12 protein-coding genes are annotated in these 14,074 nt (G+C 65.5%); 7 read left to right on the top strand and 5 right to left on the bottom strand.

Annotated elements, in window-relative coordinates; genetic code table 11:
* The 3 genes from E4K64_RS22360 to E4K64_RS41905 form a co-directional block, all read left to right on the top strand.
* On the top strand, positions 1-234 hold a 234-nt coding region (locus E4K64_RS22360), incomplete at its 5' end, for an integrase core domain-containing protein (RefSeq protein ID WP_135161597.1).
* Positions 235-1,161: 927 nt separating this feature from the next.
* Positions 1,162-3,282: a methyl-accepting chemotaxis protein gene (locus tag E4K64_RS22350; RefSeq protein ID WP_235884745.1), complete on the top strand. Its 2,121-nt coding sequence runs from the start codon at positions 1,162-1,164 to the stop codon at positions 3,280-3,282.
* A gap of 76 nt (positions 3,283-3,358) precedes the next feature.
* Positions 3,359-3,778: a DUF3551 domain-containing protein gene (locus E4K64_RS41905; protein WP_430642523.1), complete on the top strand. Its 420-nt coding sequence runs from the start codon at positions 3,359-3,361 to the stop codon at positions 3,776-3,778.
* A gap of 229 nt (positions 3,779-4,007) precedes the next feature.
* Here the strand turns inward: E4K64_RS41905 and chrA are convergent, their stop codons facing one another.
* Positions 4,008-5,393, bottom strand: coding sequence for a chromate efflux transporter (gene chrA, locus E4K64_RS22340; protein ID WP_135165445.1), 1,386 nt, complete (start codon positions 5,391-5,393; stop codon positions 4,008-4,010).
* Complete coding sequence (locus tag E4K64_RS22335) at positions 5,393-6,211, bottom strand: chromate resistance protein ChrB domain-containing protein (RefSeq protein WP_135165444.1); 819 nt, start codon at positions 6,209-6,211, stop codon at positions 5,393-5,395. Before E4K64_RS22335 ends, chrA begins: the two co-directional genes overlap by 1 nt.
* Positions 6,212-6,409: 198 nt before the next feature.
* On the opposite strand from E4K64_RS22335, the gene dmeF reads away from it, so the two are divergent.
* Positions 6,410-7,390 carry a CDF family Co(II)/Ni(II) efflux transporter DmeF gene (gene dmeF / locus E4K64_RS22330; RefSeq protein ID WP_135165443.1) on the top strand — a complete coding sequence of 327 codons (981 nt, stop codon included), beginning with the start codon at positions 6,410-6,412 and terminating at the stop codon, positions 7,388-7,390.
* A 79-nt stretch (positions 7,391-7,469) separates the two neighbouring features.
* Positions 7,470-8,300 carry an N-acyl homoserine lactonase family protein gene (locus E4K64_RS22325; RefSeq protein ID WP_135165442.1) on the top strand — a complete coding sequence of 277 codons (831 nt, stop codon included), beginning with the start codon at positions 7,470-7,472 and terminating at the stop codon, positions 8,298-8,300.
* A 9-nt stretch (positions 8,301-8,309) separates the two neighbouring features.
* Here the strand turns inward: E4K64_RS22325 and E4K64_RS22320 are convergent, their stop codons facing one another.
* Both E4K64_RS22320 and E4K64_RS22315 read right to left on the bottom strand, forming a co-directional pair.
* Positions 8,310-8,501 (bottom strand): hypothetical protein, encoded by a 192-nt coding sequence (locus E4K64_RS22320; RefSeq protein ID WP_135165441.1) that lies wholly within the window; start codon positions 8,499-8,501, stop codon positions 8,310-8,312.
* Between the two features lie 31 nt (positions 8,502-8,532).
* Positions 8,533-9,690, bottom strand: coding sequence for an MFS transporter (locus E4K64_RS22315; RefSeq protein WP_135165455.1), 1,158 nt, complete (start codon positions 9,688-9,690; stop codon positions 8,533-8,535).
* 170 nt (positions 9,691-9,860) lie between these two features.
* Here E4K64_RS22315 and E4K64_RS22310 point away from each other — a divergent pair, with 170 nt between their 5' ends.
* Positions 9,861-11,120, top strand: coding sequence for an adenylate/guanylate cyclase domain-containing protein (locus E4K64_RS22310; protein ID WP_135165440.1), 1,260 nt, complete (start codon positions 9,861-9,863; stop codon positions 11,118-11,120).
* 186 nt (positions 11,121-11,306) lie between these two features.
* On the opposite strand, the gene E4K64_RS22305 is transcribed toward E4K64_RS22310, so the two are convergent.
* On the bottom strand, positions 11,307-12,551 hold the full coding sequence (locus E4K64_RS22305) for an MFS transporter (RefSeq protein ID WP_135165439.1): 1,245 nt from the start codon (positions 12,549-12,551) through the stop codon (positions 11,307-11,309).
* A gap of 167 nt (positions 12,552-12,718) precedes the next feature.
* On the opposite strand from E4K64_RS22305, the gene E4K64_RS22300 reads away from it, so the two are divergent.
* Positions 12,719-14,071, top strand: coding sequence for an Nramp family divalent metal transporter (locus E4K64_RS22300; RefSeq protein ID WP_135165438.1), 1,353 nt, complete (start codon positions 12,719-12,721; stop codon positions 14,069-14,071).
* Positions 14,072-14,074: the final 3 nt, after the last annotated feature.

The following is a 14,074-nucleotide window of genomic DNA, read 5'->3' as shown; positions in this document are numbered from 1 at the left end:
ATCAGTATGGACGGCCGGGGCGCCTGGCGGGACAACGTGTTCGTTGAGCGGCTGTGGCGCAGCGTCAAATACGAGGAGGTGTATCTGCGGGCCTACGACAGCGTCAGCGACGCTCGCGCCTCGATTGGCCGCTATCTGGACTTCTACAATTGCCGCCGTCCACATTCGAGCCTTGACGGCAGCACACCGGATCAAGCCTACTTCACCCCGCTGCCGCTCCGCACGGCAGCCTAACCCCGGCAGAGGCTCCACTTATCGACGCGGATATTCTGTTCAGACAACCGGGGCCAGCTCAGCCGCTGAAGCGGTCTCCCTCTATTCACCGGCACATACCAACTGGAGGATCAGCAATGTTTAAAGGGCTGCGCAAGTATGCATTCGGCGCCGCAGCGGCAACTGCCCTTTTTGTAGCCCCGATCTCGGCCTTTTCCCAATCCTTTGAGATTGGACCGGGAGGCGTCCGAGTGTACGACGGTCGAGGGGGCGGGCAATGCGAGCAATTGCGGCTTGCCTGTGAAAACAAGGACGCGCTAGGGGAACGGGGTGAAGGAAATTGCCGCAGATACCGGGAGACCTGCCAAAGACCAGTACGCACGAATGTGTGCGCCGAATTGAGACAGGCCTGCCTCTACAAGAATGAGCTGGGCGAACAAGGTGCAGGAAATTGCCGCAGGTATCGCGAGACTTGTAGGGGGCGCCTGTAAAGGTCGCCAATATTCAGGGTGGCGGATTGGGTCCGGCACCGCCTCGTGCACTCCATCATGGCGAAGGCCGCCTCAGCCTCGCGGGCAAACCGTCGCGAATGACCCAACGCGGATTGGCACGAGCCCAGTCTAGCGACCCTGCGTCATCGACATAGAACTTCTGCGTGTGTGAAGCTCCCTGCGCCAATGCAGAGCTGTCTGTTGCGGTGATTCAGACCCAATTTTCAGGTAGTTGTACGCAGAGGCCGTTAAGACTTACGTGGGACCTGCTGCATTATTTTGGTGTAGCGCAATTCGTGGCGCGTAGTGACCAGGCTCCGCCAATTTCCATGAGCGGTCCCTTGGATGTTTTGGATGTTTTGGCCGACCCGTCAACGAGGTCAGCCTCTCAATTCGTCGGAGACCCGGGCTCAGCTTGGTACCTATGGACTTCCGACCATGCATTGGGGTGCAGGAAATGTCCGAGATCAATGCCTCCGGCCGAGCCGGAACGATGAGTATTCGCAATCTTCTGGTCTCAGCAGTCTCGCTGCTGGCTCTCTTCGGCATTGGGATCTCAGGATATGTCTTGCGCAATGCAAGCCTGGAGCGTGCTCTAGCCTCCGATGCAGCTTCCGTAAACGAGACCGCGGACCTGCTGCTGGAAAGCGCCGGTCAATGGGCTCGCGAGCGCGGCGCGACAAACGGCGCACTCAATGCCGCCGATCCTGCCGCGACCGGCCAGCAAGCGACAATCACAAACTTCCGAAAACTGGGCGATCAGGCATTCGAACAGGCCCTTGCTCGCCTGGCGTCACGGCCTTTTGCCAATCGAGACCAGATGATCGCCGCTGCCAAGCGTGCGCATGAACAATTGGTCGTCATTCGCGCACGCGCGGATGCCGAAATGGTCAAGCCAGGCAACTCGCGCGAACAGGCCGTCGTGTCGCAATGGGCTCCGACCATCACGGGGCTCATCACCGCGAGCCAGGCTCTCCGTGTCGCCGCGGCGATGCAGGAGGACGACATCCAGTCGCGCCTGTCGAGCCTGCAGAACCTCAAGCATTTCCTTTGGATCATGAGCGAATATCTGGGCCGCGAGCGGGCAGCGGTGGCAGCGCTTGTGGCATCCGGCAAGCCGATGACCTCCGCGGAACTTGGCAACCTTGCTATGTTCCGGGGGCGCCTCGAGGCTGGCTGGGACTACGTGCAAGCGTATGCCGCCAAATCGTCGGCGCCGCCCAGCGTCGTGACCGGCACCGAGCGGGTGCGCGAGAACGTGTTCCGCCGTTTCGAGGAGACTCGCAAGGGCGTCTATGCCGCCGGACTTGCCGGTGCAAGTTACCCGCTCAAGCCCGCCGAGTGGTTTGGCCAGGCGACAAACGCGATCGACGACGTGATCGCGCTCAGCTCGCAAGCAAGCCAGGAAGCGGCGAAATTGACCGAAGCGGCCCAGCGCAACAGCCTGCACACCCTCCTGTTCAATGGAGTCTTGATGGCTCTATCGATGCTTCTGGCGGCTGGCGCTCTGTGGATCGTTTTCAACCGCATTGTTCGATCGATGAATCAGATGACGAGCGCCATGAGCAGCGTCGCCGAAGGCGATACTTCGATCGTCGTACCCTGCGTTGCCCGCAATGACGAAATGGGCGCGATGGCGCGCGCGTTGCTGGTGTTCAAGGAGAATGCGGAAAAGATGCGGTCCATGCAGGCGGAGCGCGAAGCCCAGGAAAAGGCCGCTGAAGCCGAGAAGATCGCTGCGATGAACCGGCTTGCCGACGACTTCGAAGCCAGGATCGGTGAGATCGTCAAGACCGTATCGTCGGCCTCGACCGAGCTGGAAGCTTCCGCCCGGACTCTCGCCGCAACGGCCGATCGCTCGCAGCAACTGGCCACGGCGGTGGCAGCCGCCTCGGAGCAGGCCACTGCCGGCGTGCAATCGGTCGCTTCCGCGACCGAAGAGCTGACATCTTCGGTAACCGAGATCAGCCGGCAGGTCCAGGAATCGGCGCGGATGGCTGGCGACGCCGTCGATCAGGCGCGCAGCACCAACGATCGAGTCGGCGAATTGTCGAAGGCGGCTGGCCGCATTGGCGACGTCGTCGAGCTTATTAATACCATCGCCGGTCAGACCAACCTGCTTGCGCTTAACGCCACCATCGAGGCGGCGCGTGCAGGCGAGGCGGGCCGCGGCTTTGCCGTCGTCGCCGCGGAAGTAAAGGCGCTGGCCGAGCAGACCGCAAAGGCGACTGGCGAGATCAGCCAGCAGGTGTCGGGTATTCAGGCGGCGACGGGGGAATCGGTCAGCGCGATCAGGGCGATTTCCGGCACCATCGAGCGACTATCGGAAATCTCCTCCACCATTGCTGCAGCGGTGGAAGAGCAGGGCGCTGCGACGCAGGAAATCTCTCGCAACGTGCAGCAGGCCGCGCATGGCACCCGGGAGGTCTCGTCGAACATCGGCCAGGTTGAGCACGGCGCGAGTGAGACCGGTTCGGCCTCCTCGCAAGTTCTATCGGCGGCGCAGATGCTCACCGGCGACAGCAACCGGCTCCGGGTCGAAGTGGCAAAATTCCTCGAATCCGTTCGTGCCGCTTAGGGGCGCGTTCCGAATAAGTCTAGTCGACCGAGTCCTATTGGCCAGTTTCGCTACACCGAAGAACTGATGGTGTGGGATGAGGCCAAGCAACGAGATAGTTTTGCTGCAATATGGAAGCTGGCCGAGAGCGTCCAACCAAGCGCCAGAATTGGCTATGGATGGCCTTTTGAGGCCCCACTTGCTCTCGGCATGCTCTATAATCTGTCGGCAATACACGATGGAGGGTCGAATGCGACTCGCTTTGCTTATTGGGTTCCTACTGACGGGACTTTCTTCAGCCGCGGAGGCCGGCCGTGACTATCCCTGGTGCATCTTCGGTGGCCATGCTGGCCCTCCCGGCGAGTGCATGTATGAGACGAGAGAGCAGTGCCTGGCTTCGGTATCCGGACGGTGGACCAGCTATTGCGATATCAATCCGCGCGTGAGATTCCAGCAGCAGGCGCCGCGCCCGACAGCATGTGAATCTCGGGGACGCCGATGCGCGCCGAGATCGTGACTCGTTCAGCGGGGTTCTGACCGTTACGATCATGCCTAAAGCGCGATGCGATTAGGATGAATCGTCATCGCGCTTTAGGTTGTTGTTCAAGCATGAACTTTTCGGAAAACCGCTGCGCACTTTTCCGGATCATGCTTTAGCTTCCGCTTCTGGATCCCGAGCGGCCATGAAGCGCTGTCGGCTGCAAGGTCGCCTCTCGATGCCGACCGGTCATGGCAGCCGGATTGCCCTAAATCACCCCCGCCAGCCTGAACCCCACACCCGCCGCACAGCTCCCCGCCAGCACCGTCAGCATGCCCAGCCTGAACCGGAAGATCGCGGTCGCCGCCACGATCGACAGCACGAGCGCGGGGATGTCGACGCTGCTCAGCACCGGCCTGTCGAAGTTCAGCGCAAACGCCTGCACCGGCACCGTCTCGCGGAACAGCGTGTGCAGGGCGAACCAGATCGAGAGGTTGAGGATCACGCCGACCACGGCCGCGGTGATCGCGCTGAGCGCGCCGGCAAGGCCAATGTTGCCGCGCAGGCGTTCGATATAGGGCGCACCGACGAAGATCCAGAGGAAGCAGGGCGTGAAGGTGACCCAGGTCGCGAGCAAACCGCCGAGCGTGGCAGCTAACATCGGCGACAGCCCGCTCGGGTCGCGGTAGGCTGCCATGAAGCCGACGAACTGGAGCACCATGATCAGCGGGCCCGGCGTGGTCTCGGCCATGCCGAGGCCGTCCAGCATCTCGTGCGGCTTCAGCCAGTGATAATGCTCGACCGCCTGTTGGGCGACATAGGCCAGCACGGCGTAGGCGCCGCCGAAGGTGACCAGCGCCATCTTCGAGAAGAACAGCGCGATCTGGCTGAAGACGCTGCTTTGCCCGAGCGCGAGCAACAACACCATCACCGGAACCAGCCAGAGCGCGAGCCACAGCGAGCCAACGCGGATCGCGCGCGCGGTGTCGGGCTTGACGTGGTCGGGCACGGCTTCGCCGAGCATGCTGTCGATCGCGGCGCCGCTGCCGCCAGGACCGTGACCGGCCGGCGCGAATTCCGGCCGGCCAGCTCGCGCGCCGGCATAGCCGATGAGGCCGGCGGCGATGATGATGATCGGGAAGGGCACCGCGAAGAAGAAGATCGCGACGAAGGCCGCGGCCGCAATCGCGATCATGATGCGGTTCTTCAGCGCGCGCTTGCCGACGCGAACCACGGCCTCGACCACGATGGCGAGCACGGCGGCCTTCAGGCCGAAGAACAGCGCCTCGACGAAGCTGACATTGCCGAAGGCGGCGTAGACATAGCTCAAGGCCATGATGGCGATGATGCCGGGCAGGATGAACAGGCCGCCCGCCATCAGCCCGCCGGCGGTGCGATGCATCAGCCAGCCGACATAGGTGGCGAGCTGCTGCGCCTCCGGGCCCGGCAGCAGCATGCAGTAATTCAGGGCATGCAGGAAGCGGCCTTCGGAGATCCACTTCTTCTCCTCGACCAGGATGCGGTGCATCACCGCGATCTGGCCCGCGGGCCCGCCGAAGCTCAGACAGGCGACGCGAAGCCAGACGCGGAAGGCTTCGTTGAAGCTGATGCCGTGACCGGCATCAGCTCCTGCTTGGACGTTGCGGGTGTCCATTACGCCTTCACCTTGTTGGTCGGCCAGTTGTGGGTCTCGGTGGTGGCGTCGCGGCACCAGCGGTAGAAGGCATCGTACAGCGTCATGCCGGCCTCGAGCTGCGCGAGGTCGTCGTCATACATCCGCGACAGCCCGAGCGATGCTGCGAGCAAGCCGGGCGCCTCCGGCGCCAGATCCGGCCGTGCGGTGTCGGCGCCGCGCACCAGCGTCGCCAGCCGAAGCAGGGCCGGGGTGGCGATGCCGAACTCCTCGATCATGACATCGAAGGTGCAGAGCTCGCCGCGATGGCTCCAGAACACGTTCTCGATGTCGAACGGGGCTGCATTGAAGCGTTCGCCGACCGCGACCACTTCGGAAGGAGCGACATACAGGAACACCGCGTTTGGATCGACGAAGCGGCGGATCAGCCAGGGGCAGGCGATGCGGTCGACCTTCGGCCGCGCCCGCGTCACCCAGACGGTGCGTCCCCTGGCATCGCGTGGCGGCAGCTTGCGGGCGTCGAGCAGCGGCAGCTTGGCCGCTTTCCAGCCCTCGAAGCCCCCCTCCAGCGTCTCGGCCTCGACGCCGAGCTGGCGCAGCCAGGCCGCGGTGCCCTGGGCAAGCTTCTCACCGCGGAAGCACGAGACGACGGCCCGGCGGCCGGCGAAGTCGCCGCCCCAGTCCGTCACATTCTCGTGGCTGAGCTTGATGGAGCCGGGGATCAGCCGCCGGTCGGCGGCAAAATCTTCCTCGGTGCGCACGTCGATCAGGACAGGCGTATTCGCCGTGCCGATCAACCGTGCCAATTTGTCAGATGATATGGTCGTGAATGTAGACATGGTGCGTCCTCGCAACAACCGAACGGGACGCGATGCTTGGGCTTGTCGCCTCGTGGGGAGATCGCTCAAATCCCCATGGCTCGGATTACACCGAAACTAAGAAGCACTGTCAATCCGAAGGGACGATTGGACCTTCGAAAAGTGCGGCCCGCCGGTCTATACTGAACCTCAACAGAGCTGAATCTCCTGGAGAATTCGATGCATTCCCGTTCCATCGAACAATGGACCCACGACCACGCCTTCCTGGGCGAGAAGCACGACGCGAACGAGCGGCGCACCTGGCTCGTGGTGGTGCTGACGCTGGTCATGATGGCCGGCGAGATCGTGGCCGGCTCGCTGTTCGGTTCGATGGCGCTGCTCGCCGACGGCTGGCACATGGGCACGCATGCGGCCGCGCTCGGCATCGCCGCCTTCGCCTATCGCTTCGCGCGCCGGCATCTGGGCAATGCGCATTTCACCTTCGGAACCGGCAAGTTCGGAGATCTCGCCGCCTTCGCCAGCGCGATCATCCTGGGCCTGATCGCGGTCGAGATCGCCTATGAGAGCGTGCTGCGGCTGATCAATCCGGTGCCGATCGTCTATGGCGAGGCGATGGCGGTCGCCGTCCTCGGCCTCGGCGTCAACCTCGCCAGTGCGTGGCTGCTGCGCGACAGCCATGATCACCACCACGGCCATGAGCACGGCCACAGCCATGCCCATGACGATCACGACGATCATGGCCACGACCACGATCACCATGGCCATCAGCATCGTCATCGCGACAACAATCTGCGCGCGGCCTATGTCCATGTCATGACCGATGCCGCGACCTCGGTGCTGGCGATCGCCGCGCTCGCGGTCGCCATGTCTTCGGGATGGGTCTGGGCCGATCCCGCGGTCGGCCTGATCGGCAGCGTGGTGATCGCGAGCTGGGCGTTCGGCCTGGTCAAGTCGTCAGGCGCGGTGCTGCTCGACGTGCGGGCCGACGAGAAGCTGGAGCGGGTGATCCGCGCGCGCATGGAGGTCGGCGACGACCGCGTCACCGATTTGCATCTGTGGCAGGTCGGCCCCGGCCATTGTGCCGTGCTGCTCTCGGTGGTGTCGGACAAGCCGAAGCAGCCGGCGGTCTACAAGCGGCGGCTCGCCGGGCTGAAGGGCCTCAGCCACGTCACGGTGGAGGTCGAGACCTGCCCGCATTGAGGCCGGCCCTTGCGGGAATTCTGCGAACGGGCCGGGGTTGATCCTCGGTCACGGCCTGCATGGCTGTACGGGAGGAACAATGATGCCCAGGATCACGCTCGCATTCGCCATCGCAGCACTCGCTCTGTCCGGTTCCGCGGCGCACGCGCAATCGGACAAGACCGGCGTCGAGAAGCTCTACGTGCTCAATTGCGGGGAGGGCACCGCTGGTGACATCTCGCGCTGGACCCCCGGGCTGAACGAAGGCAAGACGATGGACTTCGTCGACACCTGCTATCTGATCAAGCATGCCAAGGGCTGGTTCCTGTGGGACACCGGCATCGCCGACGCCGTTGCCGCCATGCCCAACGGTCTCGTGCCTGCCGATCCCAAGGCCGTCACCTGGCGCCGGCCGAAGACGCTTGCCGCCCAGCTCGAGCAGCTCGGGGTCAAGCCCGACGACGTCAAGGCCATGGCGGTCTCGCACACGCATCCGGACCATACCGGCAATGTCGAGCTGTTCCCGCAGTCGGTGCTCTACGTGCAGAAGGCCGAATATGACTGGCCCGGCGCCAACAACGCGCCGCGCTTCAAGCCATCGCACCCCGTGGAGCTGCTCACCGGCGACAAGGACGTCTTCGGCGACGGCAGCGTGACCATCCTGTCGACGCCCGGCCACACGCCCGGGCACCAGTCGCTGCTGGTGAGATTGCCGAAGACCGGAGCGGTGGTGCTGTCCGGCGATGCCGTGCACTTCAAGGACAATTGGGACAACCGCCGCGTGCCCAGCATGAACGTCGACAAGGACCAGACCGCGGCCTCGATGCAGAAGATCGCCGACACCCTGGCCAAGGAGAGGGCGCAGCTCTGGATCAACCACGACAAGGCCCAGCGCGACAGCCAGAAGCTGGCGCCGGAGTTTTACGACTAGCTTCTCGGATCAGCTTTTCGGCGCAGTCACATTGGGCGGGCTCGGCTCCGGCGTCTGCTTCGGCTTCAGCGTGCCGGCATAGAACGAGAGCAGCCAGACCAGGAGGACCGCGAGGAGATAGACGCCCCAGGCCTGCGGCGGCGTGGTCGCCCAGCGCAGCAGGTCTTTGAAGGTGCGGGGCGGGCTGTTGTCGTCGCTCATGGCTCGCTTGTGCGCGAAAGCTCTGGCCCGGTCAATCCGGCCGCGGCCTGGTGCGGATCAGGAACAGTGCCGCCAGCGCCGAGAGGCTGAGCGCGGAGGAGACGATCAGCACCTTGGCGCCCATCAGATCGATCAAGAGGCCGAAGGCCAGCGGCGCCACAGCCTGCGCCATGCGTGCGGGAGCACCGATGATGCCGAGACGGTAGCCGAAATCCTTCGGGCCGAAGATCGACAGCGGCAGCGTGCCGCGCGCGATCGTCAGGATGCCGTTGCCGGAGCCGTGGAACAGCGCAAACGCGCTCGCCGCGGCGCCGCCGAAGATCGCCACGATCACCGCGCCGATCGGATGGGTCAGGCAGGCAAGCCGCGTCGACCACAGCGGGTGGAAGCGGCTGAGGAAGCCGGCCTCCAACATGCGCGCACCGACTTGCGCCGGGCCGATTAGGGCGCCGGCCGCGATCGCCTCGGCCGGCGTTGCGCCTGTGGTCTCGAGGATGCGCGGGAAATGCGCGGCCATGGCGCCGGTGACGGTCCAGACCGCCGCGAAGATGAAGGCGAGCAGGAGCATGGTGCGGTCGAGCGGCACATACGGCTTCGCGGCCGCGGCCGCCGCCTGCTTGGCGCCCTTGATCGCCGGCAGCATGAAGAAATTAAGGGGCAGGCCGATCAGGATGTTGGCGGCGGCCCAGGCAAAGCAGGTCTCGCGCCAGCCGATATGGGCGATGCCCCAGGCGGTGAGCGGCCAGCCGACGGTGGAGGCGAAGCCCGCCATCAGCGTGATGCCGGTGATGGGCCGGCGCGCCTCGGTGCCGTAGATGCGCCCGAGCGCGGCGAAGGCGGCGTCGTAGAGTCCCATCGCCATGCCGATGCCGAGCACGAGCCAGGCGATCGCCATCACCGCGACCGACTGCGAGACCCCGAGCAGCACCAGACCGCCGGCAATGGTCAGGTTCGAGGCCGACAGCACCTGGCGGCCGCCGACGAGGTCGATCTGCCGTCCGATGCGCGGGCCGAGCATCGCCGAGATCACCAACGAGGCCGAGAACGCGCCAAAGATCCAGTTGGAGGAGACGCCGAGGTCGCGCGCCATGGGATCGGCGAGCAGCGCCGGCAGATAATAGCTGGAGGCCCAGGCCAGGGTCTGCGTGGTGCCCAGCGCCAGGATGATCGGAAGCTGGCGCTGGCTCATCCGCGCGTGCTTCCGATTCTGGCCGACGAAATCATCATCGTCGGCATTTGCCGTCCGTGCAGCGAGGGCGTCAACCGCAACCTCGGCATATTCGACCTGCGCGGGACGGGGAGCCTTGCGCGCGCGGCTCTGCGCCTTTCGCCCGTCACGAATGCACGCCATAATAGCGCATGCAAACAGCTTCCCGCCTTTCATTGATAAACTGGATCGCCAGCCAGGGGCTCACGGGCCTGCCCGAACAGGAACTGCTCCGCGGCTTTTGCGAGCGCTGCTGCGACGAAGGGCTCGACCTGTCGCGCGGCCTCGTGATCATCGACACGCTGCATCCGATCTACGAGGGCCGCGCGTTCCGCTGGAGCGATACGCCGAGCAACGAGAGCGACGTCATCGAGTACGGCTCGACGGCGGAGGGCGACGCGGCCAGGAACTGGCGCCGCTCGGTGTTCTATCATTTGCTCGAGCATGGCGACGACGAGATGGTGATCGATCTTGCCGAGGCGCCGTCGCTGGATTTTGCGCAGATCGGCGACCTCGCCGAGAATGGCCACCGGCATTTCCTGGCTTTCGTGCACCGCTTCGGCGAGAGCGGAGCGCTCGGGCAGATGGACTGCCTCTACTCCTATTGGACGACGCGGCGGGACGCTGGCTTCAGCGAAGCCGAGCTTGCCGCGCTGCGCGATCTCGTGCCCGTGCTCGGTCTCGCGATCAAGTCGGCACAGCAGGTCGACATCGTGCGCACGCTCGGCCGGGTCTATCTCGGCCGCGACGCCTCCGAGCAGGTGCTGCGCGGGCGCATCTCGCGCGGCGTCACCGAGCGCATCAATGCCGTGCTCTGGTACTCGGATCTGCGCGGCTCGACCGGGATCAGCGAGAGCATCGGTCCCGACGAGATCATCCCGTTCCTCAACGACTATGCGCAGGCGGTGATCGACGCGATCCACGAGGCCGGCGGCGATGTGCTGAAGCTGATCGGCGACGGCGTGCTCGCGATGTTCTGGGGCGAGGACATGGCGGATGCGCGGCGGGCGGCGCTCCGTGCCGAGCATCTGTTCCGCAAGAATATCGCGGCGCTCAATGCCCGCCGCGCGGCGGAGGGGCGGCCGACGACGACAGCCTATATCGGCCTGCATGTCGGGCAGGTCTTCTACGGCAATATCGGCAGCGAGGACCGGCTCGATTTCACCGTGGTCGGTCCGACCGTGAACGAGGTCAGCCGCATCGCCGCGATGAGCCGCTCGGTCGATCGCGAATTGCTGGCGTCATCCGAGTTCTACCAGGGCCTCGATGCCGCCGGGCGCCGCTATCTCGTCTCCACCGGCCGCTATGCGCTGCGCGGCATCGGCCGTGCGCAGGATCTCTACACCCTCGATCCCGAGGTCGACGCAAGCGAGCCGGTGACGGGCAGCTACGAGCGCTATCTGGCGAACTAGGCTTCGCTGTCTCAGGGTGGGAGCAGTGCATACTCTCTCCTCTCGTGCCCCGGATGCGGCGCAGCGCCGTTCAGCGCTGCGCTGCAGAGCCGAGGCCCATTCGGAGAGGAGCTCGCGGCTGCTGGGTCCCGGCTCTGCGCAGCAACGCGCGCGTTGCCGCTTGTCCGGGACACGGACGGGTTCTGGTCAGCACCGTGCCGCCACCTCGTCCCCCACCATGTCCGGCTGCCGGTCCAGCGCCACGGCCGGCGACAGCCAGATCACCAGGGCCTGCACGCCGAACACGGCGGCCGCCAGATAGAGGCACGCTTCCGCACTAAAGAGCCCGCCGACCACCGCGCCCAGCGCCGAGCCGAGCGGGCGGGCGCCGTAGCTCATGATGTTGATGGCGGAGACGCGTCCCAGCAGGCGCGGCGGCGTCACCGACTGGCGCAGCGTCGTGGTCGAGATCACCCACAGGATCGGCCCGACGCCGAGCAGGAAGAAGCTCAGGGCCGCGAGCCAGGGCGAGGGGACCAGCACCGTCAGCGCCATCACGATTGCGGCAATGAGGCCGGTGACCGGGCCGAGACCGACCACGGTGCCGAAGGCGATGCGCTGCATCACGCGGGTGGCGAGGAGCGCGCCGATCACCATGCCGACGCCGTACATCGTCAGCACCGTGCCGACGCCCGCGGCGGTGAGGCCGAGATGGCGCACGGCGTAGGGCACGAACACGGCGATCTGCAGGAACCAGCCGGTGTTGAAGATGAACTGGGTGATGAACACCGGCCGCAGCAGGGGATGGTGAAACACGAAAGCCGCGCCCTCGCGGATGTCCTGCAACGGATGGCGGCGCGGCGCCGGTGCGCGGGCGGGTTCGAAGATGCCCGATAGCAGCACCACCGCGATCGCCGACAGCGCCGCGGCGAAGCCGAAGGCCGGGCTCGCGCCCCACCAGCCCACCAGCGCGCCGCCGAGCGCGGGTCCGCTGGCGAAGGCGACGGTGCGCGCCAGCTCGATCCGCGCATTCGCTGCCGGCAACAGCTCCGCGCTCACCAGCGAGGGCACCAGCGCCGGCGCGGCCACGCTGTAGACGACGGTGCCGCACACCGCAGCGAAGCCGAGCAGCGCCAGCAGCGGCAGATTGAGCGCGCCGAGCGCGAGCAGCAGCACGATGGTCCCGAGCGCCACGGCCCGCAGCGCCTCGGCTCCCGCCATCAGCGAGCGGCGCGAGATGCGGTCGGCGAGCAGGCCGGCCGGAATCGCGAACAGCACGAAGGGCAGGGTCAGCGCGGTCTGCAACAGGCCGGTCTGGCCTTCCGCGACCCCGAGCGTGAGCACCGCAACGATGGGGGCAGCCGCCAAGGCGATCTGTTCGGCCGACTGCGCCGCGAGGTTGGACCAGGCGAGGCGGCTGAAGGTGTCGGGGAGGCGAGGCGGGTTTGACATGGCTCATGTCCTGCAAAGTCGGATTGGCGCCAGTATCCGGCTCCGAGGCCGCCAAACCCACCCGCTTCCCGACAAAGGGGGCGGACAACCGCCAGGACGAGAACCCATGCCACCAGATGCAGTTGCAAATGAGTTGCAATAAGCCTCGATATCGGTATTCTCGTCGTATGGATGCCAGAACCCCTGATTTGACCCCCGACACCGCCGGCTGGCGCACTGACGCGCCCGTCACCAAGAGCCTCGCCGAGGTGAACGCCACGATCGCGCTTCCGGTCGCAGGCCGCTGGTGGCGCCGGCTGCTCGCTTTCGTCGGCCCGGGCTATCTCGTCTCGGTCGGCTACATGGACCCCGGCAACTGGGCGACCGACCTCGCCGGCGGTTCCAAGTTCGGCTACACGCTGCTCTCCGTCATCCTGCTCTCGAACCTGATGGCGATCCTGCTGCAATCGCTGGCGGCGCGGCTCGGCATCGTCACCGACCGCGACCTCGCGCAGGCCTGCCGCGCCACCTATTCGCCGGCGGTGAACTTCCTGCTCTGGATTGCCTGCGAGGCGGCGATCATCGCCTGCGATCTCGCCGAGGTCATCGGCACCGCGATCGCGCTGAAACTCCTGTTCGGCATTCCCCTGATCGGCGGCGCGCTGCTCGCCGCACTCGATGCCTTCCTGCTGCTGCTCCTGATGAACCGCGGCTTCCGTTTCCTCGAAGCCTTCGTCATCGCGCTGCTGGCGGTGATCGCGGTCTGCTTCGCGGTCCAGATCGCGGCCGCGGCGCCGCCGGTCGCGGAGGTGCTGCGCGGCTTCATGCCGAAGAGCGAGATCTTCACCAACCCCGAAATGCTCTACATCGCGATCGGCATCATCGGCGCGACGGTGATGCCGCACAATCTCTATCTGCACTCCTCGATCGTGCAGACGCGCGCATATGAGCGCAACGACAAGGGCCGCCGCGAGGCGATCAAATGGGCGACGACGGACTCGACCATTGCCCTGATGCTGGCGCTGTTCATCAACGCCGCAATCCTCGTCGTCGCAGCTGCGACCTTCCACCAAAGCGGCCATTCGGATGTCGCCGAGATCGGGCAGGCGTTCGAGCTGTTGTCGCCGCTGCTAGGCCTCGGCATCGCCTCGACGCTGTTTGCGGTGGCGCTGCTCGCCTCCGGCCTGAACTCGACGGTGACGGCGACGCTCGCCGGCCAGATCGTGATGGAAGGCTTTCTCGATCTGCGCCTGCCGAGCTGGGCGCGCCGCCTGCTGACGCGCGGCATCGCCATCGTCCCCGTGATCATCGTCACCGCGATCTATGGCGAGCGCGGCACGGCGGATCTGCTGGTGTTCAGCCAGGTCGTGCTGTCGATGCAGTTGCCCTTCGCCGTCATCCCGCTGGTCCGCTTCGTCTCCGACCGCCGCAAGATGGGGAAGTTCGCGATTCCAGCCTACGTCGCCGCGATCGCCTGGATCGTCGCGGGCGTGATCGTGGTCCTGAACCTGAAGCTGTTGTTCGATACGTTGTTTGGATGAGTG

The sequence above is a fragment of the Bradyrhizobium frederickii genome, assembly GCF_004570865.1.
Lineage (GTDB): Bacteria > Pseudomonadota > Alphaproteobacteria > Rhizobiales > Xanthobacteraceae > Bradyrhizobium > Bradyrhizobium frederickii.
This window is presented reverse-complemented; position numbering and strand designations above follow the sequence as displayed.

Excerpts from the sequence above, each read along its gene's own strand:
- E4K64_RS41905 (WP_430642523.1), top strand. The coding sequence starts at position 3,359 with ATGAGGCCAAGCAACGAGATAGTTTTGCTGCAATATGGAAGCTGGCCG.
- E4K64_RS22300 (WP_135165438.1), top strand. The coding sequence starts at position 12,719 with ATGGATGCCAGAACCCCTGATTTGACCCCCGACACCGCCGGCTGGCGC.
- E4K64_RS22310 (WP_135165440.1), top strand. The coding sequence starts at position 9,861 with ATGCAAACAGCTTCCCGCCTTTCATTGATAAACTGGATCGCCAGCCAG.
- E4K64_RS22350 (WP_235884745.1), top strand. The coding sequence starts at position 1,162 with ATGTCCGAGATCAATGCCTCCGGCCGAGCCGGAACGATGAGTATTCGC.
- E4K64_RS22325 (WP_135165442.1), top strand. The coding sequence starts at position 7,470 with ATGATGCCCAGGATCACGCTCGCATTCGCCATCGCAGCACTCGCTCTG.
- E4K64_RS22320 (WP_135165441.1), bottom strand. The coding sequence starts at position 8,501 with ATGAGCGACGACAACAGCCCGCCCCGCACCTTCAAAGACCTGCTGCGC.
- chrA (WP_135165445.1), bottom strand. The coding sequence starts at position 5,393 with ATGGACACCCGCAACGTCCAAGCAGGAGCTGATGCCGGTCACGGCATC.
- E4K64_RS22305 (WP_135165439.1), bottom strand. The coding sequence starts at position 12,551 with ATGTCAAACCCGCCTCGCCTCCCCGACACCTTCAGCCGCCTCGCCTGG.
- dmeF (WP_135165443.1), top strand. The coding sequence starts at position 6,410 with ATGCATTCCCGTTCCATCGAACAATGGACCCACGACCACGCCTTCCTG.
- E4K64_RS22315 (WP_135165455.1), bottom strand. The coding sequence starts at position 9,690 with ATGAGCCAGCGCCAGCTTCCGATCATCCTGGCGCTGGGCACCACGCAG.
- E4K64_RS22335 (WP_135165444.1), bottom strand. The coding sequence starts at position 6,211 with ATGTCTACATTCACGACCATATCATCTGACAAATTGGCACGGTTGATC.